The sequence below is a fragment of the Shewanella sp. GutCb genome, assembly GCF_002836135.1.
GTDB lineage: Bacteria > Pseudomonadota > Gammaproteobacteria > Enterobacterales > Shewanellaceae > Shewanella.
This window is the reverse complement of record NZ_PJBL01000015.1, coordinates 1-25,744: the sequence shown is the minus strand read 5'-3', so window position 1 is coordinate 25,744 and position 25,744 is coordinate 1. Positions and strand designations below refer to the sequence as shown.

Below are 25,744 nucleotides of genomic sequence, written 5' to 3'. Positions count from 1 at the left end.
AGATGTTAAATTTTTTACCCGGCTCATTTTTATATTTTATGAGTACCACATTACTGATCATCAACACCATTGTGTGGACCTCACTGATCTCACTGGGCGGGATCATAAAACTGGTGGTTCCTTTTACAGCTGGACGCGTGTTACTCACGCGTCTAATGAACCGTTTTATGTGGGGATGGGCTACCTGTAATGGCGGTATTCTTATGCTGTTGGCCGATATGGAATGGGATGTTGAAGGCTTAGACAACCTCGATAAGAAAAGCTGGTACCTGCTTATTAGTAACCATTTAAGTGGTTTTGATATTGCAGTGCAAACTTATGTACTGCGTAACCATATTCCCATGCTTAAGTTCTTTTTGAAGCGTGAACTCATGTATGTGCCCTTTCTTGGTTTAGGTTGTTGGGCACTTGATATGCCTTTTATGAGTCGAACCAGCCCTGCTAAGTTGAAGAAAAACCCGAAGTTAAAAGGTAAGGATTTAGAGAGCACCCGTAAAGCCTGTAGAAAGTTTCGTTTTATGCCGACCTCGATTATCAACTATGTCGAAGGCAGTCGCTTTACCGAAGAAAAACATAGACGCCAAGACTCACCTTATCGCTATTTATTACGCCCAAAAGCAGGCGGTATTGCTTTCGCTTTATCAGCGATGGGAGAGCAGTTTACTAACGTGCTGAACGTGACTGTACTTTATCCTGAAGTGTTTAAGAAAGATGCTTTGCATGAAGTGATGCATGGTCGTTTGAAAAAAATTGTGGTGCGGATCAAAATCCTTCCTGTACCTGAAGTTGATAATAAGCGCTACTTCTCTGAGGCGAGTTATCGTGTCGAGTTTCAGCGCTGGTTAAACCGGCTCTGGCTAGAAAAAGATGAAGAGATCCACCAGCTAATGATAAAACATGGCGCGCCAACGGAACAAATTGCAGAGAAAAAGCCAGCAGAGTAAGCGATTGAACATTTGAATAAAGGCGCACTAACGGTGCGCCTTTTTATTGCTTGATCTACGCTAGCCATGGTTATCCAATCCAGCTCCCAAAGTCGCCCTTCGCTAAAGTTGCCTCTTACCTCTATTAGCATCATAAATAATTCATTTAATAATGGGTAATATTCACAATCGCTTTTTATAAGTAATGTCAGCTACTTAAAGTCCATTAATCACTTAAATAATATTGCTCATCTCATTTTATTAAAAATCAGTCAAACCCTTGAGCCCAACACCTAGACAGCAGTACGTTCGACCTATATATTAACACCGAAATTAACAGCTTGTTAACACTTGTTTCTACCGGGGTACATTAAATGCCGATAACTTGGTTCCATTTTAAAAATGCCTCTTTGACGTGTTTGCTATTATTGTCGGGGTCATTGCTAGGCTGCACCAACACCACCACGAAGCAACAAGACGTTAGGGTTCTCGATCTTGATAGCACCAACTTTGCCCATTATTGGGTCACAAAAGATAAGCTAATTAATTGGCGTAAAAGCCTCGCTAAAGCCTCAGCAAGTAATGTCGAATTTGCAGAAACTAGTTACCAGATCTCTTTCGTGGTCGATAATGAGGGACAGATGCGTCAACTAGAGATCATCAATAACACCACCGGAGCGCTTTTAGATAAAGCGATTATGGCTGAGGTGTCTAATCAACAGTTTTATCCAACGGCGCAAAACAGTGCACGCCAAGCTGTACGCATTAATACCAGCTTTCGATTATAAGACAGAGCCATAAGATGTGATGTTTCAGCAGAAGCTCAAAGCTCTGCAGACCGTCTTTTTAAGGGGATGGAGAAGCGCTCTGCACTGAGCGATATTGAATAAGACAGCTATGCATTGAGTTAGCGATAAAAAATAGTCATAAAAAAGCTCCCAATGGGAGCTTTTCATTTTGAATACCGACAGAAGTATTACGCCCGTCGTTCAACCAGTTTTACCCAGCCTTCAGGTCCTTCTATATGGCCCTTTTGGATCTCTGTCAGCACATTGTAGATACGCTTAGTATGCTCACCCACATTACCATCACCGACGGTAACAATGCGGTTATCTTCAAATATATAAGAGCCTACAGGCGATACTACCGCTGCAGTACCAAAACCACCCGCTTCAATAATTTCGCCAGACTCAATATCTGCAATAAATTTATCTAGCATGACCGTTTCTTGTCGAACATCACACCCCAGTAATTCACTTAAATCGAGAATTGACTGCGATGTAATAGACTTCAAAATGGTATCTGTAAACGTAGGAATAATGATGCTGCCATCTTTAAGCACATGGAAGTGGTTCATCGCACCCACTTCTTCAATTTGCTTGTTGTTAGCATCTAAATAAAGCACTTGCGCAGCGCCATATTCCGCCGCAGCTTTACCCGCTTTTAATGACGCGGCATAGTTACCCGCGGCTTTAGAAGCGCCCGTGCCACCTGAGACAGCACGATGGAAGCGCTCACTGATCAGCAAACGAATCGCTTTATCAAAACCGTCGCTGTAATAAGGACCACTTGGGCTCAACATCACACAGAAAGTATATTCTTCGCTTGGGCTTACCGATAACCGGTCTTCAGTGGCAAACACAAAAGGTCGAATATAAAGACAGGCGTCTTCCTGCATTGGGAACCACAGTCTGTCGACATCAATGAGCGCATTAATAGCTTCGATTTGCGTTGCTTCAGGGATCGCCGGGATACAGATAATATCCGCTGAACGGTTTAAGCGTTCGGCGTTTTTATCAATGCGAAAGGTGTAGATTTCGCCATCTTCATGTTGAAATGCTTTTGCACCTTCAAACACAGATTGGCCATAATGCAATGCGATTGCACCAGGCGCGACTTGAAATGGACCGTATGGCACAACCCTAGGATCACACCACTCACCATCGCGATAATCCATTAAAAACATATGGTCAGTTCTGAGGTTTCCAAAGCCAACATTGGTGGTTGGTTGGAATTGCTCAGTACGGCGCTCTAACGCAGGTTTTAAATTATAGTTTATTTGCATTGCATACCACCTTGAATACTGACTGAGCAGACTATGCAGTGGTCACAAAAAAGTCAAGTAAAACGCGGGCTAGCATTAATTTATTCAGCATTTTAAGCGCTGGTAATAATGGACACTTGCAACTAGGGATAGGCGCGCTTTTACAACATCAACGATTGATTAGTGACCTTACTCCCTGCAATCGGATTTTTTCCCTATCGCTAAGCAATTTTCACAGCTTCGAATATTGCCATGCCCTTTATCGAGAAAGTCGCAGATCCGCGACGATAATCCCAGCATCATCTCTTGGCTTATAGGCTTTCGCCATTGGTAGCGATTCATTAAACGGCTGATATGTCGATGACCAAGCATATCTTCCGCGGTAAAATACTGCTCATCCATCAACTTACTTTCGAAGGAAGAGGTGATACCCGCAAGGAAAAAATACAACGCTTGGCTGAGATCCTTAATATCAGTTTCGGTTGCTTGCAAGTCACCTGATACAACCGCATCTTCTAATGGGCGTTTAATACGACTCCAAAACAAATTAACTCTATTTTTTAATACTTCAATTTTATCAGAGCTGGCTAATTGCCAGAACATACTATTAATTGATACCACTCGCAAAATGTTAAAGATTGGGCTTCTCTTCACAACTTCAAAGGTAAATAGTATCGCCAGCACTGAACGCTCATTAATAGTTAAGTCAGGATTTTCTTTTATAAAAGTCGGTATTTGGCTCGATATTGTATTTCTTAAAAATAAACACACTAGTACATCTTCTTTAGATTCAAAATATTTATATAAGGTATTGGTTGAGCACTCTGCACCTTTGGCTATCTGTGCGAACCTAAAAGACACAACCCCTTGTTTATCAATTAAATCCTCCGCGACATCGAGTAATTGATTACACCTGATCGCGTCACAATGACTACTGGGACAACGCATTATTTAAACCTATAAATACTATTTCAGCATCTATATTATTCTGCTCTCACCAATTAGATACATAAAAGAAACATTTTCTTGAACAACGCCACAAAAAACTTTACTACCTAATACAAAATGTGATTTCGCGCATCATTGACTTACAAGCAGAAGCATATTGTTAGCCCAAGTTAATTGGAGATTAAAATATGCAAACAAGACGTTCGTTTTTAAAGTTAGGCGCTGGAGCTGCAGCTGTTGGTGCATTCGCGCCACTTACCGTTAGCGCAAATTCTTCCGATGTAAAATGGGATGAAACACATGAAATCGTTATCGTGGGTTCTGGTTTCGCAGGACTTGCCGCCGCAGTCGAAGCCGGTAAATTAGGCGCCAAAGATATCGTCATATTTGAAAAGCTCGGCGTATACGGTGGTAACAGTACACTGAATGCTGGCCAAGCCTGTTTCGCAAATACCGATTTGCAAAAGCAATTGGGTATTGAAGATAGCGCTGAACTCATGGTTCAAGACCAACTTAAATCAGGGCGCGGTTATGCTAGCGAAGAACTGCTTACCCACAGCGCCGAGCTTGGACCTTATATTTACCAACTCACTAAAGATTGCGGCTGTGTTTACCGCGACCACATCATCAACACGGGTGGCACCAGTGCCACCCGTAGCCATCAAGTGGTTGAACGTAGTGGCTCAGGCTTTATTCGCCCTATGCTCAAAACAGCCCGTAGTTATGGTGTTAAAACCAAAATCCGTCATAAATTTGAACATCTCATCACGGCAAAAGATGGCACCGTACTCGGTATTCAAGTGCGCCGTGGCTATCACTTCGGCCATGAAGAGTCAGGCGAGCTCATCAATGTAAAAGCAGAAAAAGGCGTGTTAATAGCGACGGGTGGATTCGGTGCCAACGTCAGTTTCCGTCAAGCACTCGATCCTAACCTTGGTGCTGATGTCGGTTGTACCAATGCACGAGGTGCTACAGGTGATGGCCTAATCGCTATGCTCGCCGAAGGCGCGATGCCAGTGCATTTGAGCTTTATTCAATCAGGCCCTTGGGCATCACCTGACGAAGGTGGTTTTGGTTACGGCGCAGGGTTCTCACTCTATAACTTCCCACACTCTATCGCCATTGACCGCAATACCGGTCAACGCTTTATGAATGAAACAGCTGACCGTAAGACCCGTGCTGATTTAGAAGTGCTGCGTCGTGATAAAGAGGGTAAGCCTAACCCTGCACTGTTAATTGCGCCTAAGCATGAAGCAATGAAAGACCCTTCAATGCACAACGTATTGAAATATAACGTTGCCTGGGAATTTGACAGTGTCGACGCCATTGCTAAGCATTTCGACCTGCCGCTCACAGCACTTAAGAAACAAATAGAAGATTGGAACATCTACGTAAAAGCAGGTGAAGACCCTCAGTTTGGCAAGCGCATGAACATGAGCACCGGCATCTACCTTACTGCGCCTTTTATCGTGCAGCGTTTATGGCCAAAAGTGCATTACTGCCAAGGCGGTATTCAAATCAATACCAAAGCAGAAGTGATTGCCGCTAAATCAGGCGAAAAAATCCCAGGGCTTTATGCCGCAGGTGAAGTATCCGGTGGTGTTCATGGTGTCAGCCGACTCGGTGGTTGTTCAACACCAGAGTGTATGGCATTTGGCGTTACTGCCGCCCGTTCAATCATGAAGGCATAAGGAATTTTTCGATGAAGACAGTTAACACATTACTTTTACTCGTCCTTGGCGCTTGTATTGCACTTTCAGCACAGGCACGTGACCAACGTGATTACCATGAAATGGTCTACGACTCAGGCTGTAAAACCTGTCATGACCAAGGCATGAAATCTTTCCCGTCTGATGATTCTTGCCTGCAATGCCATGACATGAGCGAGCTGGCGCAGCAGACAAAACGTGAGGGCGATGAGGCGAGACAAAACCCCCATGACAGCATGCATTACGGCCAAGAAGCCCCTTGTATGGAGTGTCACGGTGAACATACACCGAAGCAAGCCATCTGCATGGATTGCCACAACTTTGATTTTCCAAAATTTAAGCAATAAAAACTGAAAAACCTAAAAAATATAAGGGATAGATGATGAAAAAGTTACTCGCAGTTTCTGCAATTTTAGTGACGGGTTGCGCCGTTGCCGGCGACAAGCCAGCCGACCAACCTTGGCACAATGAAAGACCAACGCTGTCTACCATCAATGCGCCAACGAAAGTCATGCCGATGGTATGTAAGCAAGAGCAAGCGATGGCTTACCTCAAAGAGCTACAGTCTGGCGAGAAAGATATTTATAACATCAAGTCAAACGATCATGGCGGTAAAGGCGCAAATGACTCTGGCTGGTTAACTTGGCGTGTAGATGATCCAAGCAACCTAATCCCTTGCCCTGCAGGCGGAGCCAGCGCGACTGAAGTTGGTATGTGCTGGAAAGAGCTAAACGATGAACCAACAGTTATTGGTTTAGTGCGTGTAGCACCGGGTACTGCAGCGCCTCATTACCATCGCGAAATGGAGTGTTACTACGGCATAAGTGGTCAAGGTCTTACTTGGGCACAAGAGCGTATGCAACCATTTGGACCTAAAGATTATATTGAAATCCCAAGTAAAGCGATGCACTACACACCGAACACCTATGATGACCAAGATTTGATCTACATGTACTGGTTCCCATTAGATGGCAAGTTCTCGACCTTTAAGTACCAGTGGCCACAAGATGTAGGTCCAGGTGAGCAACTGATGTTTGATTTCATCCCCTACACCAACTCTAAGTTAGTGCGTTCTGGCAACGGTGGTTATGGCTGGGATGTCGTTCAAAAATCTAAGTAATCGTACTTAACCCACAATAGAGCGTGAGGCCAAGTATCCTTGGCCTCCTTATACACTATGAAAAATCTTATCCTGGCGTTTAGTTTACTGTTTAGCTCCTCCCTTCTAGCAGAAGAGGCCGTATCAATCATGTGGCACAACTTGGCACCCGGCGCCGCCAACCTGCCAGTTGAAACCAATGTCAATCTAGCCCTAGACGGCAAGAAGGTGATTATTCCTGGTTTTGTGGTACCGCTGGATGGAAAAAATAGCGGTTACGTTAAAAACTTTCTGCTAACACCGCAGCAAGGTGCTTGCTTTCATAAGCCGCCGTCACCGTCGAATCAATTGATCCATGTTGCTTTTGACGTTCCCGTAGCAATCCCTGATTTACAGCAACCTATGTATATCGCGGGCACATTGACGGTGAAAAATGCCCAAGCTGGGTTTGCTAAAACCGGCTATCACTTAGAAGGCATTGAAGTCATCCCATACCCAGTGAAGATAAACACAATTGTTGATGAGCAAGAACACCAACACGAAGTCGCTAGATAGATAAGCAAAACAAAAGGTAATGATGATGAAAAAGACCACTCAATTTATGTTGTCAGCAGTGGCAACTATGATTGCACTTTCTGGCACCAGCGCTTTTGCCGAAGAGCAAGCAGACGGTATCAATATTGGCGGAGCCGTGCGCGTAAACTACGGCTATAAAGATTACAACGAAGCATCAAAAGATAAAGGCGGCGATTTAACCTTTGATATGGCGGCGCTTAAATTTAATGGTAAGAAAGGCGATTGGGGCTTAGCTGCCGAGTATCGCTTTACCTCTGATACCAACTACATAAAGTATGGCTACGCCTTTTACGATATTGACCCTAACTGGCAGCTACAGTTTGGTATCAACAAGGTGCCTTTTGGTAATGCTGAATTTATCTCCAACAGCTTTTGGTTCGGCCTACCCTATTACTTAGGCTTTGAAGATGACCATGATGTTGGTGTTAAAGCCACTTTCGAAAAAGATGCTTGGCATACCGATCTGGCCTTCTACAAGAATCCAGAGTACGGCCCAAGCGAAAATAAACGTTACGCCACAGACCTATATACCGGCACCATCAACGGCACCGAGTATAACAACGAAGAAACCAATCAAGTTAACGTGCGTCAAAGCTATACATTTGAGCATAATGGCGGCTTTACAACCCTAGGTGGCTCAGCTCAGTTTGGGCAGATCTATAACAGCAAAACGGGCAATAATGGCGATCGCTACGCTGTGGCTGTGCACTTAGACTCTAGCTTCAATGATTGGAATTTACAGCTACAAGCATTGCAGTATGAATATGATGCGGCAGATGCAGAAGACCCGAACAAGATTGGCGTTTCAGTCGTTAGTTGGCAGTACGAAATTGCTTCTAAAGGTCAGTCATACAGCGCAAACATCGCCAAGACATTCAACACCGATTGGGGCAGCGTGAAATGCTATAACGATTTTGGCCTAATGACACCGGATGTTGACGACGATGATTACGACAACAGCTTACAAAACGTGACAGGGTGCGCCATTGCTGCGGGTCCGACTTACACCATGGTCGATTTTATCATGGGTAAGAACATGACCTTCTCAACCGCCAATAACGACCATGTTGGTTTACCTGAAATGGGCGATGATTGGGACAAGCGCGTTAATATCAACTTCGGCTATTACTTCTAGCCAAGATTACGCTGTCTATGGTGAGTTGAAGCTCGTTGCAATAGGTTTATCAATTGCCATAGATAGGGATTTTAGGACCGGTTTCATCTGCTCAAACATCACACCTACATTTAGGTCCAGCCCTCTCCCAGAGGGCTTTTTTCTATTTAAAATAAAACCTGTGTAATCACACTGCTAGATAAACTCAGAAAAATTATTCGCGGCAGTCATCACAACATAAAACATACAAATAAAAAACAATATAGGGCAACTGTTTAGAAAATCCTAAACAATCATAGACTCTGACTCGGAAAAATAATGTTAAATCGCCTCTCTATCGTACAAAGGATCTGGCTACTGTTAATCTTCATTGTGTTTGCGTTTATCGTAAGCTCTGGATATGAATCCTTTAACCAAAAATCACGCATGCTAATACAACGACAAGCTGAAATTAGCAGTGTCCTCAATTCTGGACTATCGCTACTTCAACGAGCTCAAGGATCTGTAGACCGAAATGAGTTAACACTGTTACAGGCGCAGGAAATGGTGAAATCAGAGATCTCAGCCATGAGATATCGAGGCCAAAACTACCTTTGGATATTTGACACTGAGGCGACACAATTGGCCCATGGCACCAGCCAAAAAGATGTCGGCAACAACCTGATTAACTTTACTGACCCTAACGGCAAAAAAGTCTATGTCGCCTTCCTTGACGTGATACGACAATATGGTGAAGGTTATGTCGATTATGTTTGGACTAAAACGGGCTCCAGCACTCCCGAACCTAAGCTTAGCTTTGTGAAGCTATATAAACCTTGGGGGTGGATATTAGCAACGGGTGTCTATACCGACGATATCAATGCAGAATTTAGTCAACTCATTAAAGACAAAGTGATATTTTTCGGTCTGCTATTAAGCATGATTTTTATCGCATCGATGTTAATCATTCGTTCAATTACCCGCCCATTAAATGCAACCACTCTCGCGATGGAAGAGATAGCTCAAGGAGATGGTGACCTCACCGTCAGACTCGAAGTATCGAGTAAAGATGAGCTAGCTCAATTAGCCGTGGGCTTTAATCAGTTTGCGGAAAAGGTGCGACGGATCGTCATCGAAATGCAGCAAAGTCAAACCGTGCTCGATAGTGCTACCGGTGAGATGTCGGTGATTACTAGCCGTTCGCGAGAACTTCTGACCCAACATCAGCATGAGAATCATCAGGTAGCAACCGCTATCCACGAGATGAGTGCCACCATAACAGATGTTGCCCGTAATGCCGCCGATGCGGCCAAGTCTGTACTAACCGTTCAAGACCGAGCATTGAAAGGCAATACATTGGTGGAGGACAACATCACCTTTATCAATGAACTGTCAGACACAGTCCATCAGATAGTCAATGCGATGAATGGCCTTAAGCAGGAAGCACTCGACATCAACAATATTTTAGATGTTATCAAGTCGATTGCAGATCAGACCAATCTATTGGCACTCAATGCTGCTATTGAAGCTGCCAGAGCCGGTGAGCATGGTCGTGGTTTTGCCGTTGTCGCAGATGAGGTACGCACCCTAGCAATGCGAACACAGCAGTCGACTCAAGATATTGAACGTATGATTCTCGGTATGCAAACTCAAGTTGATGAGGCCGTTAAGACCATAGACTTAGGCAGACAAAAAGCGGATTCCAGTGTACAGCAAGCCAAACTCACCGCCGAAGCTTTTGGTGACATCAGTGCTGACATCGATGTGGTCGCAGATATGAATACTCAGATAGCCTCAGCGACCGAGCAGCAGAGTGTGGTCGTCAATACCGTACATCAAAATATCGAAAACATCAGAGAGGCATTTGATGAATCAGCGTTAGGCGCTCAGCAAATAGAGATAGCCGGACAGCAGCTACAAGCACTAGCCACCGATATATCATCAACACTGAGACAGTTCAAAGTATAGAGAAGAGTTTCCCTCAAATTGCAGTTTTTGGACCAGTAACATCATCTCCAACATCACATCAACTATTCGGTCCAGCCCTCTTATTGAGGGCTTTTTTATTTATCTAGCGATGGCCTCTAGGCGTGAGCAGGCTGAGATTTTATCCGTCGATGCACACACTAACGCACTGCATGTTGCGCAGGTCATATGCTCTCGATAGTGTTTGTCGAAAAAATCTGAACTTCTATTTTCCAAAGATTCAAATAATTCAGGCGTTAATGGCTTTGCCCATTTGTACTGCCCCATTAAGCGCGCTAAATGGCGATAGCAGGTTTCGCGGCGATTTGATAGATATTCAGGAGCGATTAGCTGGCTTTCAAATTGAGTCAATGAACCGGTTAGATAAAAAGTAATGCCTTGCACTAACTCTTTTACTTCTAGGGGGGTTGCTTCTAGTTCCCCTCTTTCTATCGCTTCATTAAGTGATTTAGTGAACCAACCCCAGAAGCCATTAATACGTTTTTTAAACTTTGCAATTTTTGCGTCACTCGCCAGCTGCCACACCATGGTATTGACAGAGACTGAACGCAGTGTAAAAAAGCTCTTACTGCGTTTAATGGTTTCAAAGGTAAACAAAATTGGCAATAGCACTTTTTCTTGTGCCGTTAGTTCAGGATGCTTATCGATAAAAATGGGCAGATGATTAGAGGTGGCACTACGCAGAAAAAGACAAACGAGGATATCCTCCTTTCGTTCAAAAAACTTATAGAGAGTACCTGTGGAACAACCCACTTCTTTGGCTAATTGAGAAAACTTAAATGACACGATCCCCTGTGACTCAATAAGCTGCTCCGCAGCGTCGAGTATTTGATTACAACGCATCATGGGCAATGCTTCAGTAGGACATTTCATCATTACAGCCTTTATATCTATTTGCGATAATTATGCGCTGTTAAAAATTGTTAGTTTAGGTGTTGCTTCATTAATCGGGATTAACTTCACGCTAATACCCGTTTATTATTTGGCTTTGTGAGTTACTTCATACAAACATTTCAACCACAGCTGTTAACTCAGTATAAAATCCTGTCACATTTTCCACCGCAATTTACTAGCTCTTTTTGAGTAGAGAAAAGATCTTCGAGATCTGACTCACGAATAAATTTGTCACTGAAAAAATGGCGTGACTTAGTTCACTTTTAGCAGCCTAACTTGTGTTTATCGTTACCTCATTCCCATTGAGAGGATTCAAGAATGCAAGGTAGAAGAAATTTTTTAAAACTAAGTGCGGGTGCCGCAATTGGTAGCATAGCAGCAACGTTGCCCGGTACTGTCCAAGCAAAAACCTGCGGCGAGATTAACTGGAACGAAAGCGTCGATGTGATTGTTGTCGGTTCTGGTTTTGCAGGCCTATCCGCTGCGCTCAATACTAAACGTCAAGGCATGGGTTCAGTATTAGTTTTAGAAAAGATGCAAGTGATTGGTGGTAATTCGGCGATTAACGGTGGTTGGTTAGCTATCCCAAAAAACCCGACTCAATTAGCACAAGGTATTAATGACGATTCACCAGAAGAGCTAGTAAAAGATCAAATAATTTCTGGGCGTGGCATGCAGAACGAAGCTGCACTGCGCCAAATTGCCAACCGAGCCTTAGATGCTTACGAGTTATGCATCGATACAGGGGTTAAATTTAAGGAAGGCTTCAATATTCAGGTCGGTGGCCACAACAAGGCGCGTGCGATCCGCACCCAACACGGTACTGGTGGCGATATCACCACCAAGCTATATGAAGCGGGTGTAAAGGAAGGCGTTGATTACCGCCTACAACACTATATTGAAGACTTCATCATGGATGGCCAGAAGATTATCGGTGTCAAAGTGCGTAAGAACTACCGCTTCCCCGATCTAAAAACCGGTAGCAGCATTTTTATCAAAGCCAACAAGGCTGTGATTTTAGCCAACGGTGGCTTTGCTCGTAACATGGCATTGCGTGCAGCCGTCGATCCATCGTTGGACCCTACACTCGATTGTACCAATGCATTAGGTGCAACCGGTGAAGTGACACTTACCGCAATGGCTTATGGCGCACTGCCGGTGCACATGAACCTTATCCAAACTGGCCATTGGGGTTCACCTGATGAAGGCGGATTTGGTTGGTCTAATGCCCTCCTTTCAATTGGCTGGCACCAAGGCGCTTCGATTAGCGTGCTCAACGGCAAACGCTTTATGGATGAGCGAGCCGATCGCAAAACCTGCTCTGAAGCCATTATGAAAAACCGTAACAGCGATGGCAGCCCAGCTTACCCAATCGTGCTCTTTAACTACAACAACTACGCCGAAGACCATCGTGTTACCCGCGCATTGCGCGACAAGATGGCCTGGAAGCTTGATTCGCTCGATGATATCGCCGCAAAATTCGATATCCCAGCCGATGAGCTAAAACACAGTATTACTGAGTACAACACGCACGTTAAAGCCGGTAAAGACCCACTGTTTAACCGCAAAATGGATACTGCTGAGGTGCTAACAGGACCGTTTGTTGTCTCTCGTATTTGGCCAAAAGTGCATTACTGCATGGGGGGGCTTAAAACCGATTTAGCCGCTCGCGTCATTGATGGCCGCTCAATGGAGTCAATTAAAAACCTCTACGCCATTGGTGAAGTTACCGGCGGTATTCACGGTGAAGCACGCTTGAGTTCAACCTCTTGCCTAGAGTGTCTCGCGATGGGGATCGTCGTCTCTGAAACGATTAAAGCTGATCTTAAGGGAGCCGTCTAATGAACAAGCTATTACTTACAGCCCTACTTAGCTTTGTGGTGTCACAAGGTGCGATGGCCGGCGAGTTAGTCAAAATGAAAGGCAGCACCAAAGGCCGAGTAAACCACGAATTTATCTACCAAGATGGCTGTCAATCTTGCCACCAAGGTTCAGGTAGAAAGAATGCCACGGATAGCGCATGTGTTGAATGTCATGGCGACATCAACAGCATTGATGTCGATGAAACCAAACTGGCGATCCCAGAAGCAAATCCACATAAGTCACTGCATTACAACCAAGGTGCAAGTTGCCTTGCATGTCATGGCGAGCACGAGAAAAAAGCACCAGTTTGCGCTGAGTGCCACCGTACTTGGTTTGAAGAGATGTAATAGAACAAATTTAAATACAAAAATCTAAAAATCTAAAAATCTAAAAAATGGGAATGATGATGAAAAATACCACTAAGTTTATGTTGTCGATGGTGGCCACAGCAATCGCACTTTCAGGTTCAGCAGCATTCGCTGCCGAGCAGGAAGATGGTATCAATGTTGGCGGCGCTGTAAGAGTTAATTACGGTTATAAAGACTACGATGAAGCCTCAAAAGACAAAGGCGGTGATTTAACCTTTGATATGGCCGCTATCAAGTTTGACGGCAAAAAAGGTGACTGGGGATTAGCGGCTGAATATCGCTTTACTTCAAACACTAACTACATCAAATATGGATACGGTATCTACAATATCGATCCTGATTGGCAACTACAGTTTGGTATTAACAAGGTGCCTTTTGGTAACCGTGATTTTATCTCAAACAGCTGGTGGTTTGGTCTTCCTTATTACCTTGGTTTCGAAGATGACCATGATGTCGGTATCAAAGCAATCTACGAGAAAAATGGCTGGCACACAGATTTAGCTTTCTATAAGAATGCTGAATATGGCCCAACTGAGAACAAGCGTTATTCGACCGACTTATACACAGGTACCATCAATGGCACTGAGTATAACAACGAAGAGACTAACCAGTTCAACGTGCGTCAAACCTATACAGCAGAACATGAAGGCGGCCAAACAACGATTGGTGGTTCTGTTCAATATGGTCAAATTTATAACAGCAAAACGGGTAATAATGGCGACCGTTACGCGGTAGCAATGCATTTAGACAGCAGCTATAAGAGCTGGAATCTACAAGTGCAAGCGATGCAGTATGAGTACGATGCCGCTGATGCTGAAGATCCAAACAAAATCGGTGTTTCAGTGGTTAGCTGGCAGTATGAAATTGCCTCAAAAGGTCAAGCGTACAACGTTAATATCGCAAAAACATTTACCACTGATTGGGGTAGTGTTAAATGCTACAACGACTTTGGTTTAATGACGCCAGATGTTGATGATGATAACTACGATAACAGCATGCAAAACGTGACAGGTTGTGCCATTTCTGCCGGTCCAACTTACACCATGCTTGATTTCGTCATGGGAAAAAACATGACCTTCTCAACTGCTAACAACGATCATGTTGGTCTGCCTGAAATGGGCGATGATTGGGATAAACGCGTTAACATCAACTTTGGTTACTACTTCTAACGGATGAAGATTTAGTGAACTAAAGCTATCGGCAGGAGTTAGGTTGCTCCCACTTTTCTCCTGCCACCCAATTTACTTTTTGATCCTACTAACATTTAAATCTGATATCTCTCATCTGTTTGTAGCCATCTCAATAAATCATGCCCTTGTTAGGGTTTTGCAACCCTTCTCAACAAGAAAAAACTATGAAATCAATGATTAAAACTTCCATCTTTATTTGTTTGGTTGGCACTTTATCTGCGCCATTGTCAGCCAGTGAGTATCACTTTGGTGGATTTATCAAAGCAAATGCACGCTACATTGATGGCAACATTGCCTTTCAGGACAGCTGGACCGGTGGTGGCAGCGTCACAGAATCTGCTAAACGAAGTCAGTTTAGCGCAGCAGAGAGTCGCTTTAATGTCACTGTGACTCAAGGGGATGTGAAAGGATTTGTCGAAATCGATTTTGCCGGTTCATCACAAGGTAATGCTGTATTTTCTAACTCTTACAGTCCACGCCTAAGGCATGCCTTTATTGAGTACCAAGGTGTCACTGCAGGACAAACTTGGTCAACAATGGTTAATACCAGCACCTTTGCCGAAACGGCCGATTTAGGTGGACCATTAGTCGGTCAAGCGATGGTGCGACAAGCATTAATTCGTTACCAAACAGGCGATTGGCAATTCGCGCTAGAAAACCCCTATACCTATGGCAAACAAGCCATGCGCGATGGCGCTCAAACTGCTGCAGAGCCAGATTGGATAGACACCAGTAATGACTATGTACCCGACGCCATAATCCGCTATGACCAACAAGGAGATTGGGGCAATGTTTCAATTTCTAGCTTACTGCGCTATTTAGATCCTGCCGACAACGCACAGCTGGCAGCGGGGGTGTCGGTTGCTGCCAAACTACACACCTTCGGCAAAGACGATTTACGAATGCAGCTACATTACGGCAATTTGGGGCGATATGTAGGTACCGACGCCGCGCGCGACATCGTCAACGGTGAAGTTGAAACAACGCTTTCAGCCATGTTTTCCTATCGCCACTTTTGGACTGAACGCACCCGTTCAAGTCTATTTTATGGCCGTACAACAACAGAGATTGAACAAACTGACCGCTTTCATATTGGCGCCAACATTTTTACCAACTTAACCCCGGTATTAGCACTGGGCTTTGAAGTCGGCCGCTATCAAATCAGTGATGAACTGTCTGCCTATACATTACAGCCAGCTGCGCAAGGTTCATCCAATTATGTGCAGTTAAGTTTGCAGTTCTATCTATAAATTGTGGCTAACGAAAAGAATATTCGCGAGCTTGCTCACGAATAAGTTTGTTAGTCAAAACACGGCGTGATCCAATTCAAATTTACGCCGCAACAATCGCTTTATTGTTAGTTCAAGCCCGTTTAAACGAGCACAATATCGCAGCTAAAGCTGCATCAGCTAAAAACAGGATAGGAATGATGAAACTAAAAATGATATTTGGCATTGCTGCGCTAACATCCACAGCCGCTTTCGCCCAAGGCCCACAATGTAATCACGCACAATTGCCATTCCAGCAGATGACACCAGTGCCATACGACAGCACACCGTACTCGCCACAAGATACCATGCCAGTTCAGTGTAGTAACCCTATGGTAGAAGCGTACATTGCTGACTGGGAAGCGGGTAAAATTGATTTCAATAGCATCCAATCTAACAGCAGTATTGCTGCCGATCAGCGTTTCTGTAAGACATTAGATGACAACGGTAACATCCTAGAAGTTAAAGATTGCGATAAGTCAAAATCACCGGTTGGTTACATTTGGAAAGAGCTTTCAGATAGCCCTATGGTCATGGGCATTACCGATGGTGGTAAGTCAGATCATGCCCCCCACTTCCATGGTCAACCTGAGTGTTACTATGTGGTCAATGGTGAAGGGCAAACACTTGCCGATAACCAGTTCAAGAAGCTTGGTACAGGCCAGTACTTCTACATTCCCGGTGCAACTATCCACAACACGCCTATCATGTCTGATAAAGGTTTAGGTGTGATGTACTGGTATCCAAACAACGCTCACTTTGATGGCTTTAAGTACTACTGGCGTAAAGATGTGAAAAACCTTCGCGTTGCTGAAGAAGCATTTGACCGCGTTGATGAGATCCGTAAGCGTGACCTAGATTTAGGTCCATACGGTACTAACGAAGCTGTTTTCAAAAAGTAAGCTAAGTTAATCTTATTTGGGGCTCAATTGGGCCCCAAATTAACGTCATCAACAATCCGCTAAAAAGCCTCATTGACGTTAAAATAAAAGCCGCTGTCACCATCACCCCATGCCATATCTAAGCGTAAGTTCACTCTCGGTTTAACTTCAAAACGGTAACCAACACCGCCATTAGGTAGAATTGTATCGCGGTTAAACCCACTGACATCATCTGCTATCACGCCAGCACCACCCCAAAAGACCATACCATGTCGACCAGGAAGATTAAGCCGATACTCCACTTGCGTAAGCAGCATTTGCTTGTCACGGTAGCGACCCGAGGTATAACCGCGTAATAAGCTACCGCCGCCTGCCTTAGATAACTGATCCCAAGGCACATCACCCGAGGTAAAACGGCCACGCAGTTGCCATGCTAAAATATCTTCGCCACGGCCTATTTTCATGTATTCGCTGTAGAGCGCGTTATAGACATCAAAGTCGGTTTTACTGCCTAATTTCTGTCGATAAAACGCGGCATCTATTTCTAAAATGCGCCCTGATTGTGGATTAAGTACGTTGTCGCGACTGTCATGATTAAGTAGCACATTAATCCCCACATTGCGTGAACTTTCCTCTAGCGCTTCGGTAGCCACACTTGAATCTAACGGATTGATTTTTTCGGCGCTGGCATAGCTGAAATCAAAACCAATACCCACAAAACTAGTCGGACTCATTCGCTGTAATAACATAGGATTAACCGACATGATGCGTTGGTTAAACTCAACACGATTACCATCATTGTGATTAGCATCGTAACCCACACCATAAAATACATCTGGCGCATCAAACACTTCAGCGTTGAGATAAAAGCGTTGATTGTCTTGATTGATAAAGGTCTTATTGGCGATTGTCATCCCTAGTGCACCATTAGTTGAGGCCAAACCGTTAATCACCAGTGACGATAACTGACTGACCTCATCATTCGGATCATATTGGTACAAACCTACCGCAGAGATCCCCACACCAAGATCCATTTCTGGATTATAAAAGGGTCCCGGCAGGTAGCTGAAATCAATCAGTTTATCGGAGTTAAACTCGCCATCAGCCCCTAAGGTCTGTAAGAAACCTTCGAGCCAACCTTGGGAAACGTCATCATCTTGTGGTTGTGTGGCCTCTATTGAACCTGTCGACTCCGTAGCGGCAACATAAGGCACCTTGAGCGTACATCCTAAAACGAGACTGAGCATAAGCGCATTAGCGATATTACCGCTATTCATGGTTGTGCCTCTAACTCGGTAAGGTGGCGAGCTCGCTGCTCTATATGCTGCTGTAATTCGATTGAGTCTTGTATTTGGTTGTACTCACTGATGCGATAAAAATCGGCTTGAGTGAAGCCATTGCGCCACAGTTTCTCGGGGATATGGCTAAAACTGGATCTGAATTTATCCGCCACCGACAGCTTTTGCTGAGCAATCGCATCAATGTCGATCCCATGTATGGTGTTACTCAGGGCTAAGTGATGCGGCTGAGCATTCGACTCATACAGCTCGCTAACATCGCGCCATTTAGCATGGGAATTAGCTAAGGATTCTGGCACTAAGTAAGGTGGCTGCTTATCGCCTAACTCATAATGGCGTTTGAGCAGCATAAACTTGTTCGGTAAGGGTTGCGTTGAATCCCACCAAACGCCATCAATGACATCAAATAGTGCATTGGTTTGCGCTATAGAAACAGGTTCTAACCAGGTGAGTGTAGCCGCTAGCCATTGTGTCATGTGTTGATTATATAACTCCTTATTCATCGCCAAGTTATTAGTCAGCAAGGCTAATGCAATCTTGGCGCCCAACATATTGGAATAAAGATCTTCAGGTGAATAAGCCGATACCGCCTCAGACCACGGCACCCAACTACGATAGCCATGCCACTGCGCGACTTCATGAGCCTCCGCCATAAAATAAGCTAAGCGCACGGAGATGGTCGCTGCAATTTCCCAGCGCTGAGCGGCGGTTAAACCAGAGGTATCAAAGGCTTTGAGCTCTATGGTGCGTGGACCAATTTCATCAGGCAGTACAATACTCTGCGGCAAACCTAATTGAGGGTAAATACGATAGAACAGGGCAATGGCATTATCAGCGGTATCGCGCACGTGGGCTAAATCGATAAAACCGCCACGTAGGGTATAAATTTGGCCGTTATTCTCACCGCCACGACTGCCATTAGGCGCACCTTTTTGGTAGCTAAATGTCCCCGCCTCAAAAGCATGTGGCCCAACACTGTCGACCGCTAACGTGTTAGCATAACGAAAGAACGGCACAGGCACAGAGCCGACTTGGACTTTTTGCGCATTGCCAAAGGCGCAGCAAGGACGAACATCTTCAGGCATACGCACTAATGGTAAATCTTGCAGCACTACGTCACCCATCAACAGTGGGTCAGGCTCATTATCTAGCGCGGCAGCAATCGCAATATCACTGGGTAAAGCTCGCACTTGCCAATCAGGGCTACTACACGCGCCAAGCAGCAATAGGCTAATCACCAGCACCCCACTTTTCCAACTTAAATTACCCGCCATCATTGTATAAACGCCTTTATTGCTTGGCTAATGATCTCAGGGTGCTCATTGCTGATCCCATGAGCCCCTTTTGGAATAACCACTATCGGAGCGCTTAAATAATTAGCCAGTTGGATCCCCGATGCCAATGGGAAAACTTGATCATTCTCACCCCAAATCAGCATGCTTGGCGGTAATGCCTCCACAGCTATCGCCGCCGCAATACGATCTCTGTCCGCCGGTAGCCCCTCAATGAGTAAGTGTTTTTCTTGGCGGTGCTGTACAAAGTACTGAGCAAAAATGGCTTCATCAATAAAAGCGGGATACCAAGGAAAGTCAGTAAAAGTCGCATCGAGCAAGCGACGCATCTGCTGAGCATTTTCAGGTACAAAAACCTCGCTGGCATTATCGACGCCAAAACGTTGATTCATTTGTGCTAAGTCATTATCAGAGAAAAGCACACCAGGACTTGCTAACAACACTGCTTTTTCAACCTTAGGCTCGTTAACCATTAAGTCGAAAGTGACAAAGCCACCGTAGGAGATCCCAACGACATTGACCTTATCGAGTTTAAGCGCATCAATAAGCTGGCGAATCGCTTGTGACTGAGTCGCAAGACTAGGTGCAGCCTGACTAACAGAGTCACCAAACCAAGCTAAGTCTGCTGCAATAACCTGATAATCTTGACTCAACTCAAGCATCACTTGCTGCCAAGTCGTGACAGCCGAGCCACCAAACCCATGAATGAGCAGCACCGTTTTACCTTGTCCCGCTTGCCAATAATTGAGCTTACCGCCCTCTGATAACGTAAGCTGCTGCTGTGAAAAACCCACTTTTTGCAATGCGGCTTTGTCACTTGAATCAGCCATCTCAACAATTGAACAACCACTGATAAATAGGATACTGAGTAATAGATAAATAGATCGCATAATGCCCCCTGAAAGCGCCTGATTAAACTTCCGATTAAATGCCTTAGAAACGATAACCTAAGCTCATCATGAAGCTCGTCCGCGTACCTATTCCCAACTCCATCAACAGGTCGATATTTTTAGTTACCCCGATTTGCCCGCCAATAAGGCCATTCCATTTATCTTCAAGATGCTGGTTGACCTCAAACTTTGCCTTACCCAATGGAATGCCAATATCTTGCAGGTAGCCACTAAAGGTCTGTTCCACATTTTGATACATAGCCCCGGCCCATATCTGAATATCATGATTGTTATAGCTAGTGCGGTATCCAGCACGAGGGGATACTACGATACTGCTGATCTCACCATCTAAAATATCCAAATTAGTATTGGTATAATTAATATCAAGCAATGCAAACCAATTGCCGATGCCGCCGACTAGCGTGCCGCCCACACCATAGGTAGTGCCTTTGAAGTTGAGTTCGAAATCGAATGGGTCACTAACGCTCTGGCAAGGATTGATCTTACATACCAACGGTGGCAACACTGAAGACCAGTCAGCTTCAAGCTGTACATTCGCCACACTGCTGCCTTTGGTATGCCCTATTACCCCATATAAATTCAAAAATGGCAGTACCCATGCATCAGCTCTAAAAGTGATGGTTTCTGACTCTTGCTGCGCTTCACTGCCTTTTATACTGAGCAGATCATCTAGGCCGCCTAATCCAGAAAAGGCAACAGAATCGACGATTAAAGGTTGCTCCATCGACATATAGTTGACGCTAAAACCAAATGGCTTTGGTAATTCATGCCCCAAATCAATCGCTTCTTGAGCCCAAATAGGAAAGGTGCGGTCATAACGCACTTGATGCGGCTCTCGCTCGATAGCGTGAACAGGTGCAATACAAAACAACATGGTTGATATAGCCATGATTTTTAAAAATTTAAACATGTATAGTTTGAGCCTTTGCTGAAAAAGAGAGGAGTGAATGTTGTTTCAATGAAGGTCGCACATAGATTAACTAAGACGAGGCAATACATTAATGAAGCATAATTATCTCGTACTAATCTGAAATAAATCTGAAATGATAGCCATTACCAACAATAATTAGAGTAAAAGGTCTAATTTGATCTGTATTGTTAAAACAACATTAATCAGGGTTAAACAGATTTGCGGTACGATAGCTAAAAGCCCCTTATAGAGGGCGAAGATAAGCTGGGTTAACTGATGAAAGAGAATGCCAAAAGGGGATTGTTGTAAGAAAGCTTTAAATATAAGTTGCCATAACACGACACTAGAGAGAGTTCAAAAATAACACTGCAATAAATTAACCCAATATATATCAGCAGATTAACAGTACTGCGTTCCGTTACATATAGCTAAAACAGAAAGTTCCCTTATCGTTAATATCATTCAGTTATTATTCAGCTAGTGTCCCCTACTATAGCTCCAACGAAACGAAACACCTCGATTGATAATGAACACAATCAAAAATTTTTTAGTGTGGGAGCACAAATATGAAAACTAAATCACTTATCTTGGCATCAGTAATCGCAACCGTAATTTCAGCACCTACAATGGCAGCAGATTGGTTTATCGGTGGCGGTGTTGGCGCACAGCAAAACTCATATAAAGGTTCAACAACCACTGAAGTAACAGTTGACCCAGGGTTTAACAGCGAGACTGAAAACTGGTCAACATCTGAAGATAATGCAGTTTACGAACTAAGAGCGGGTGTTTTTCTAGATGATAATAACCGTGTTTACGGTACATACTCTTACAACTCAGATGATTTTGCTAAGCAACAGAGTTTATTACTCTCTTATGATTACCTTGTAGCCCTAGGTGATAGCAACAAGCTGAACTGGTTCATCGGTGCAACAGCGGGTGTTAATCACATCAGCCCTGAAACTGCGCTTGCTAGCTCAAGCAACAACTTTGTATGGGGTGGTCAAACAGGTATTATGTACAAGATCAATGACAACCTAAGCACAGAAATTGGTTACCGTTACCTTAAGCAGGATTATGATGCATCAGCATCTATGACCATGCAACCTAAAATGGAAGGTGCTATTGGAACAACCATTACAGAAACGGCATCACTAAATGATAGCCAGCAACTATATCTATCTGTTGATTACCGCTTCTAAGCGAGTCGTTATATAGACCTTGCCTCACGCTAGCGCACGGGGCATACAAAAACTCCAGCAATGTATATTGCTGGAGTTTTTGTATCTGTTGTTTAATGATATTTATCAGCCTAGCGCATTTAATCCAACCCATCGCTAACGTCATTTTACTCGTATCATCCCCTCAAGAAACAACAACCTCGCGAGGTCAATACCAGAGGCATGATGTTTTCCAATCTCATATCTGCTATTTATACAGGTAACAGCGATTACTAAAACGAGAATAGAGATGTGCGGTCGACTGAATGTTATCGATGATATGTTTGTACAAGCATTGATGGAAGACTTACGCGTCAACAATAGCGACGAGATGCTCTATTCTCGCTTTAAAATGCCGACCAATGACATCAGTATTGTGCGTGAAACCGAAGACGGCGAACGACAATTACAGACGGCTACTTGGTGGCTTTTACAACAAACGACTTATCACGGTTTTAAACCGAGTCGCTTTACCTCGTTTAATACCCGTTCCGATAAACTCAACCAACCCAATAGTGCCGGCTTTACGCCATTTAGAGAGAGTCGCTGTATTGTGATTGCCAAAGGTTTTGGCGAAACAGAGACAAAAGGCAGCCGCAATGTTTATCATGATTTTATCGCGGAAAATGCAGCGGTAGCCTTTGGTGGATTATATCGAGAATGGCAACACCCTAAAACAGGCGAGAGTCGCGTTTCCTGCTCCATCATTACCAATCCACCTCACCCTGATTTACTGCCTTATCACAGTAAGGCAAGCCCGATGATTCTACCTGAAGATGAATCAATAATGGACGCATGGCTGAGCCCTCATAATCAACAGGTAGATATGTTTGACGAGCTATTAACGCCAGCACTGCGGCATGACTTTATAGCCCAGAAGATAGATAAACCTAGCCTACACAATGCTATCGGCAAGCCATCGAGATTAACGCCCAATGACTTTCTTGCCGCTCAACGCAGCACCAATGAATAAAATCAAAACAGCAATCCCTTACCGAACCTAGATATCACAGTGACTTTAAGGTGCTTATTTTACAGATCGCGTAGGGCAAGGCAAAATTAACTACACCGTCAATCCCCACATGTCGAAAGTCTCTCGACAGAGCTGTTCTCTAAAATCTGGATGGGCGATATCTATCAAGTCTCTTGCCCGCTCTCGTAACGATCTCCCCCTTAAATTAACGATGCCATATTCAGTAACAATATAATGCACATGGGCGCGAGTGGTCACCACTCCCGCACCGGGAGATAACACGGTACTGATCCGCGAGACTGAGCCACGTGCAGCCGTGCTCGGCAGTGCGATCACCGAGCGGCCGCCCTCAGAAAGGCCTGCGCCACGAATAAAGTCCATCTGACCACCGACTCCAGAGTAAATTCGAGTCCCTAAAGAGTCAGCACAAATCTGCCCTGAGATATCCACCTGCAGCGCGGAGTTAATCGCCATGACATTAGGGTTTTTACGGATGATAGACGTGTCGTTGACCTGCTCGATATCCATAAATATCACCGAAGGATTATCATCGACATAATCATAGAGTCGCTGGCTACCGAGTGCAAAACCGGTGACGAGCTTACCGGGATGTACCTTCTTACGGCTATTATTGATCACCCCAAGCTCGACTAAGTTAAGCACCCCATCGGAGAACAACTCGGTATGCACCCCAAGATCTTTATGCTTGGTTAAACAAGAAAGCACTGCATCAGGTATGGCACCGATCCCCATCTGTAGACAATCCCCATCACGTACTAGCTTCGCCACATTTTGCCCTATCGCGAGGCTAACCTCATCACTTGCGGCTAATGGATGTTGTGGCAGTGGCATACTCTGCTCGTATACAGCGGAAAACTTATTATAATAAATAAAACCATCGCCATGCGTTCGCGGCATGAGGGGATTGATATGAGCAATAATCTTACCTGCTACCTGACAAGCAGCCAATGTCGCTTCAACTGAGATCCCTAAGGAACAGATGCCATGTTTATCAGGAGGAGAAACTTGAATGATGGCGGTATCGATGGGCTGTTCACCCGAACGAAATAGCTTAGGCACTTCAGAGAGAAAAATAGGCACGTAATCCGCATCCCCCTGTTGCAGTAGCGAGCGAGTTGGTAAGCCACCAAAAAAACAACGATGCCGCAGATGGCCCTTGAGCTTCTCGCTACTGAGTGACTCAGCTCCTTCAGTGTGCAACTGTAACAAGGTCAGATCTTGCTTGGTTAATGCATGCTCAGCAAGAGCATCGAGTAGCAGGGTCGGAGTCGCCCCCATTGAATGTGTCCATAGCGTCTCACCACTTTGAATTAAAGACACAGCCTCTAAAGCACTACTGCAGATAATGGGTGCCATCAATGATCCCTAATATAATGATTATGCCGCCAGTGTATGAGGTTCGGTCATTCATTAACAGCGGTTACACATGCCAGTTAACGATGATGTGATCTTAAACAACTCAGCCAATATTTGTACAACGAAGGCCGTTCTGAACACTTCCGTCTAGCGCTGTAATCTACAGTCATCCAATACAATAATGATGCTGGCTAATCATTGTGGTCATAAACGTAATCTGGTCATTATTTAAAGAGGTTGAATCACCTATCGATTGGCGACGACCAACAATAAAAATCATATAAACCCCCTTAAAAAACATAAAGAATAATGATTATCAATTGAACTATTGAAGAAATATGAATTTTTATGAAGAATTATTAATAGAGTTATTAAAACTTATTAACAGAACAGGATTTATAAAAAACAATATGAACAACTATTATATTTATTCACATTAATACTTATTTTAATATATATAAAATCAAAATTAAAAACATTAGAAAACAAATAAAACGCACCTCAAAAAAACCAATATAAAATCAATACAAACAGCTAGTTACACCTAAACCACAGACGGTGCAAATATAATAATTACGGCATCAAACAGCGACCGCTAAATAAAGATCCCGATCACGTATAAATTATTTTTAAATTAATAATCACAATTTCACGCATACCTATTTAGTAATACGGATACATTCAAACTACAATTCAACTGCAAAATAATTAACATAAAAAATACTAAACATTAAAATAATTAACCGTAAGGCCAAGATGATGAACAAATCTATTATCACTAAGTTACTTTTTGGGGTATTCGCTTTCGCGTTTTTATCTCTCTCAGTTCAGGCGGCCCCCTGGAACCAACTCACTGGTGAACAACTGGAACAGCAACTGACGGAGAAATTTGCTCAGGGTAAATATTCCAACAAAGGTGCCGAC

Annotated in this window: 23 protein-coding genes; 15 read left to right on the top strand and 8 right to left on the bottom strand. The window is 44.0% G+C overall.

Features of this window, described 5'->3' with window-relative positions:
* Window positions 1–2: 2 nt before the first annotated feature.
* A complete protein-coding gene (locus CXF86_RS08330) occupies window positions 3–944 on the top strand; it encodes an acyltransferase (protein ID WP_101089596.1) in 942 nt (313 codons plus the stop codon).
* A 353-nt stretch (window positions 945–1,297) separates the two neighbouring features.
* Window positions 1,298–1,711, top strand: a complete 414-nt coding sequence (locus CXF86_RS08325) for an energy transducer TonB (RefSeq protein WP_102038771.1) — start codon at window positions 1,298–1,300, stop codon at window positions 1,709–1,711.
* Window positions 1,712–1,899: 188 nt separating this feature from the next.
* On the opposite strand, the gene CXF86_RS08320 is transcribed toward CXF86_RS08325, so the two are convergent.
* Window positions 1,900–2,988, bottom strand: a complete 1,089-nt coding sequence (locus CXF86_RS08320) for a branched-chain amino acid aminotransferase (protein ID WP_101089594.1) — start codon at window positions 2,986–2,988, stop codon at window positions 1,900–1,902.
* Window positions 2,989–3,156: 168 nt separating this feature from the next.
* The gene (locus CXF86_RS08315) at window positions 3,157–3,915 is read right to left on the bottom strand and encodes a TetR/AcrR family transcriptional regulator (protein WP_101098065.1); all 759 of its coding nucleotides are present in this window, start codon (window positions 3,913–3,915) and stop codon (window positions 3,157–3,159) included.
* Window positions 3,916–4,103: 188 nt separating this feature from the next.
* On the opposite strand from CXF86_RS08315, the gene CXF86_RS08310 reads away from it, so the two are divergent.
* The 6 genes from CXF86_RS08310 to CXF86_RS08285 all read left to right on the top strand — a co-directional run bounded on the left by CXF86_RS08310 (window position 4,104) and on the right by CXF86_RS08285 (window position 10,360).
* Complete coding sequence (locus tag CXF86_RS08310) at window positions 4,104–5,606, top strand: flavocytochrome c (RefSeq protein WP_102038770.1); 1,503 nt, start codon at window positions 4,104–4,106, stop codon at window positions 5,604–5,606.
* A gap of 11 nt (window positions 5,607–5,617) precedes the next feature.
* On the top strand, window positions 5,618–5,971 hold the full coding sequence (locus CXF86_RS08305) for a cytochrome c3 family protein (protein WP_101089592.1): 354 nt from the start codon (window positions 5,618–5,620) through the stop codon (window positions 5,969–5,971).
* 35 nt (window positions 5,972–6,006) lie between these two features.
* A complete protein-coding gene (locus tag CXF86_RS08300) occupies window positions 6,007–6,744 on the top strand; it encodes a cupin domain-containing protein (RefSeq protein WP_232775176.1) in 738 nt (245 codons plus the stop codon).
* Between the two features lie 57 nt (window positions 6,745–6,801).
* Complete coding sequence (locus tag CXF86_RS08295; protein ID WP_102038769.1) at window positions 6,802–7,278, top strand: DUF3299 domain-containing protein; 477 nt, start codon at window positions 6,802–6,804, stop codon at window positions 7,276–7,278.
* Between the two features lie 22 nt (window positions 7,279–7,300).
* Window positions 7,301–8,434 carry a hypothetical protein gene (locus CXF86_RS08290; protein WP_102038768.1) on the top strand — a complete coding sequence of 378 codons (1,134 nt, stop codon included), beginning with the start codon at window positions 7,301–7,303 and terminating at the stop codon, window positions 8,432–8,434.
* A 297-nt stretch (window positions 8,435–8,731) separates the two neighbouring features.
* Window positions 8,732–10,360 carry a methyl-accepting chemotaxis protein gene (locus CXF86_RS08285; protein ID WP_102038767.1) on the top strand — a complete coding sequence of 543 codons (1,629 nt, stop codon included), beginning with the start codon at window positions 8,732–8,734 and terminating at the stop codon, window positions 10,358–10,360.
* Window positions 10,361–10,459: 99 nt separating this feature from the next.
* Here CXF86_RS08285 and CXF86_RS08280 read toward each other — a convergent pair whose 3' ends face one another.
* The gene (locus tag CXF86_RS08280) at window positions 10,460–11,251 is read right to left on the bottom strand and encodes a TetR/AcrR family transcriptional regulator (RefSeq protein ID WP_101089587.1); all 792 of its coding nucleotides are present in this window, start codon (window positions 11,249–11,251) and stop codon (window positions 10,460–10,462) included.
* Window positions 11,252–11,590: 339 nt separating this feature from the next.
* On the opposite strand from CXF86_RS08280, the gene CXF86_RS08275 reads away from it, so the two are divergent.
* The 5 genes from CXF86_RS08275 to CXF86_RS08255 all read left to right on the top strand — a co-directional run bounded on the left by CXF86_RS08275 (window position 11,591) and on the right by CXF86_RS08255 (window position 16,863).
* Window positions 11,591–13,114, top strand: a complete 1,524-nt coding sequence (locus CXF86_RS08275; RefSeq protein ID WP_101089586.1) for a flavocytochrome c — start codon at window positions 11,591–11,593, stop codon at window positions 13,112–13,114.
* On the top strand, window positions 13,114–13,482 hold the full coding sequence (locus CXF86_RS08270) for a cytochrome c3 family protein (RefSeq protein WP_101089585.1): 369 nt from the start codon (window positions 13,114–13,116) through the stop codon (window positions 13,480–13,482). Before CXF86_RS08275 ends, CXF86_RS08270 begins: the two co-directional genes overlap by 1 nt.
* A gap of 56 nt (window positions 13,483–13,538) precedes the next feature.
* Window positions 13,539–14,672, top strand: a complete 1,134-nt coding sequence (locus CXF86_RS08265) for a hypothetical protein (protein WP_102038766.1) — start codon at window positions 13,539–13,541, stop codon at window positions 14,670–14,672.
* Window positions 14,673–14,857: 185 nt separating this feature from the next.
* On the top strand, window positions 14,858–15,943 hold the full coding sequence (locus CXF86_RS08260; RefSeq protein WP_102038765.1) for a DcaP family trimeric outer membrane transporter: 1,086 nt from the start codon (window positions 14,858–14,860) through the stop codon (window positions 15,941–15,943).
* A 176-nt stretch (window positions 15,944–16,119) separates the two neighbouring features.
* Complete coding sequence (locus CXF86_RS08255; RefSeq protein WP_101089612.1) at window positions 16,120–16,863, top strand: cupin domain-containing protein; 744 nt, start codon at window positions 16,120–16,122, stop codon at window positions 16,861–16,863.
* 59 nt (window positions 16,864–16,922) lie between these two features.
* On the opposite strand, the gene CXF86_RS08250 is transcribed toward CXF86_RS08255, so the two are convergent.
* From CXF86_RS08250 to CXF86_RS08235, 4 genes are read right to left on the bottom strand one after another with little or no spacing between them, the layout of a single operon-like run.
* Entirely contained in the window at window positions 16,923–18,119 is a 1,197-nt protein-coding gene (locus CXF86_RS08250; protein ID WP_102038764.1) for a BamA/TamA family outer membrane protein, read from the bottom strand.
* Window positions 18,116–19,417, bottom strand: coding sequence for a DUF4056 domain-containing protein (locus CXF86_RS08245; protein WP_308303179.1), 1,302 nt, complete (start codon window positions 19,415–19,417; stop codon window positions 18,116–18,118). The genes CXF86_RS08250 and CXF86_RS08245 overlap by 4 nt, the downstream gene beginning before the upstream one ends.
* On the bottom strand, window positions 19,414–20,322 hold the full coding sequence (locus CXF86_RS08240) for an alpha/beta fold hydrolase (protein WP_102038763.1): 909 nt from the start codon (window positions 20,320–20,322) through the stop codon (window positions 19,414–19,416). The genes CXF86_RS08245 and CXF86_RS08240 overlap by 4 nt, the downstream gene beginning before the upstream one ends.
* Window positions 20,323–20,365: 43 nt before the next feature.
* Window positions 20,366–21,253 (bottom strand): virulence protein, encoded by an 888-nt coding sequence (locus tag CXF86_RS08235; RefSeq protein ID WP_101089580.1) that lies wholly within the window; start codon window positions 21,251–21,253, stop codon window positions 20,366–20,368.
* A gap of 566 nt (window positions 21,254–21,819) precedes the next feature.
* Between CXF86_RS08235 and CXF86_RS08230 the strand changes: the two genes are divergently transcribed.
* Window positions 21,820–22,452 (top strand): outer membrane beta-barrel protein, encoded by a 633-nt coding sequence (locus CXF86_RS08230; RefSeq protein WP_102038762.1) that lies wholly within the window; start codon window positions 21,820–21,822, stop codon window positions 22,450–22,452.
* A gap of 268 nt (window positions 22,453–22,720) precedes the next feature.
* Window positions 22,721–23,443, top strand: coding sequence for an SOS response-associated peptidase family protein (locus CXF86_RS08225; RefSeq protein WP_101089578.1), 723 nt, complete (start codon window positions 22,721–22,723; stop codon window positions 23,441–23,443).
* A 90-nt stretch (window positions 23,444–23,533) separates the two neighbouring features.
* Here CXF86_RS08225 and CXF86_RS08220 read toward each other — a convergent pair whose 3' ends face one another.
* Window positions 23,534–24,820 carry an acetyl-CoA hydrolase/transferase family protein gene (locus CXF86_RS08220; protein WP_102038761.1) on the bottom strand — a complete coding sequence of 429 codons (1,287 nt, stop codon included), beginning with the start codon at window positions 24,818–24,820 and terminating at the stop codon, window positions 23,534–23,536.
* Between the last annotated feature and the right edge of the window lie 924 nt (window positions 24,821–25,744).

Excerpts from the sequence above, each read along its gene's own strand:
- CXF86_RS08330 (WP_101089596.1), top strand. The coding sequence starts at position 3 with ATGTTAAATTTTTTACCCGGCTCATTTTTATATTTTATGAGTACCACA.
- CXF86_RS08325 (WP_102038771.1), top strand. The coding sequence starts at position 1,298 with ATGCCGATAACTTGGTTCCATTTTAAAAATGCCTCTTTGACGTGTTTG.
- CXF86_RS08320 (WP_101089594.1), bottom strand. The coding sequence starts at position 2,988 with ATGCAAATAAACTATAATTTAAAACCTGCGTTAGAGCGCCGTACTGAG.
- CXF86_RS08315 (WP_101098065.1), bottom strand. The coding sequence starts at position 3,915 with ATGCGTTGTCCCAGTAGTCATTGTGACGCGATCAGGTGTAATCAATTA.
- CXF86_RS08310 (WP_102038770.1), top strand. The coding sequence starts at position 4,104 with ATGCAAACAAGACGTTCGTTTTTAAAGTTAGGCGCTGGAGCTGCAGCT.
- CXF86_RS08305 (WP_101089592.1), top strand. The coding sequence starts at position 5,618 with ATGAAGACAGTTAACACATTACTTTTACTCGTCCTTGGCGCTTGTATT.
- CXF86_RS08300 (WP_232775176.1), top strand. The coding sequence starts at position 6,007 with ATGAAAAAGTTACTCGCAGTTTCTGCAATTTTAGTGACGGGTTGCGCC.
- CXF86_RS08295 (WP_102038769.1), top strand. The coding sequence starts at position 6,802 with ATGAAAAATCTTATCCTGGCGTTTAGTTTACTGTTTAGCTCCTCCCTT.
- CXF86_RS08290 (WP_102038768.1), top strand. The coding sequence starts at position 7,301 with ATGATGAAAAAGACCACTCAATTTATGTTGTCAGCAGTGGCAACTATG.
- CXF86_RS08285 (WP_102038767.1), top strand. The coding sequence starts at position 8,732 with ATGTTAAATCGCCTCTCTATCGTACAAAGGATCTGGCTACTGTTAATC.
- CXF86_RS08280 (WP_101089587.1), bottom strand. The coding sequence starts at position 11,251 with ATGAAATGTCCTACTGAAGCATTGCCCATGATGCGTTGTAATCAAATA.
- CXF86_RS08275 (WP_101089586.1), top strand. The coding sequence starts at position 11,591 with ATGCAAGGTAGAAGAAATTTTTTAAAACTAAGTGCGGGTGCCGCAATT.
- CXF86_RS08270 (WP_101089585.1), top strand. The coding sequence starts at position 13,114 with ATGAACAAGCTATTACTTACAGCCCTACTTAGCTTTGTGGTGTCACAA.
- CXF86_RS08265 (WP_102038766.1), top strand. The coding sequence starts at position 13,539 with ATGATGAAAAATACCACTAAGTTTATGTTGTCGATGGTGGCCACAGCA.
- CXF86_RS08260 (WP_102038765.1), top strand. The coding sequence starts at position 14,858 with ATGAAATCAATGATTAAAACTTCCATCTTTATTTGTTTGGTTGGCACT.
- CXF86_RS08255 (WP_101089612.1), top strand. The coding sequence starts at position 16,120 with ATGATGAAACTAAAAATGATATTTGGCATTGCTGCGCTAACATCCACA.
- CXF86_RS08250 (WP_102038764.1), bottom strand. The coding sequence starts at position 18,119 with ATGAATAGCGGTAATATCGCTAATGCGCTTATGCTCAGTCTCGTTTTA.
- CXF86_RS08245 (WP_308303179.1), bottom strand. The coding sequence starts at position 19,417 with ATGATGGCGGGTAATTTAAGTTGGAAAAGTGGGGTGCTGGTGATTAGC.
- CXF86_RS08240 (WP_102038763.1), bottom strand. The coding sequence starts at position 20,322 with ATGCGATCTATTTATCTATTACTCAGTATCCTATTTATCAGTGGTTGT.
- CXF86_RS08235 (WP_101089580.1), bottom strand. The coding sequence starts at position 21,253 with ATGTTTAAATTTTTAAAAATCATGGCTATATCAACCATGTTGTTTTGT.
- CXF86_RS08230 (WP_102038762.1), top strand. The coding sequence starts at position 21,820 with ATGAAAACTAAATCACTTATCTTGGCATCAGTAATCGCAACCGTAATT.
- CXF86_RS08225 (WP_101089578.1), top strand. The coding sequence starts at position 22,721 with ATGTGCGGTCGACTGAATGTTATCGATGATATGTTTGTACAAGCATTG.
- CXF86_RS08220 (WP_102038761.1), bottom strand. The coding sequence starts at position 24,820 with ATGGCACCCATTATCTGCAGTAGTGCTTTAGAGGCTGTGTCTTTAATT.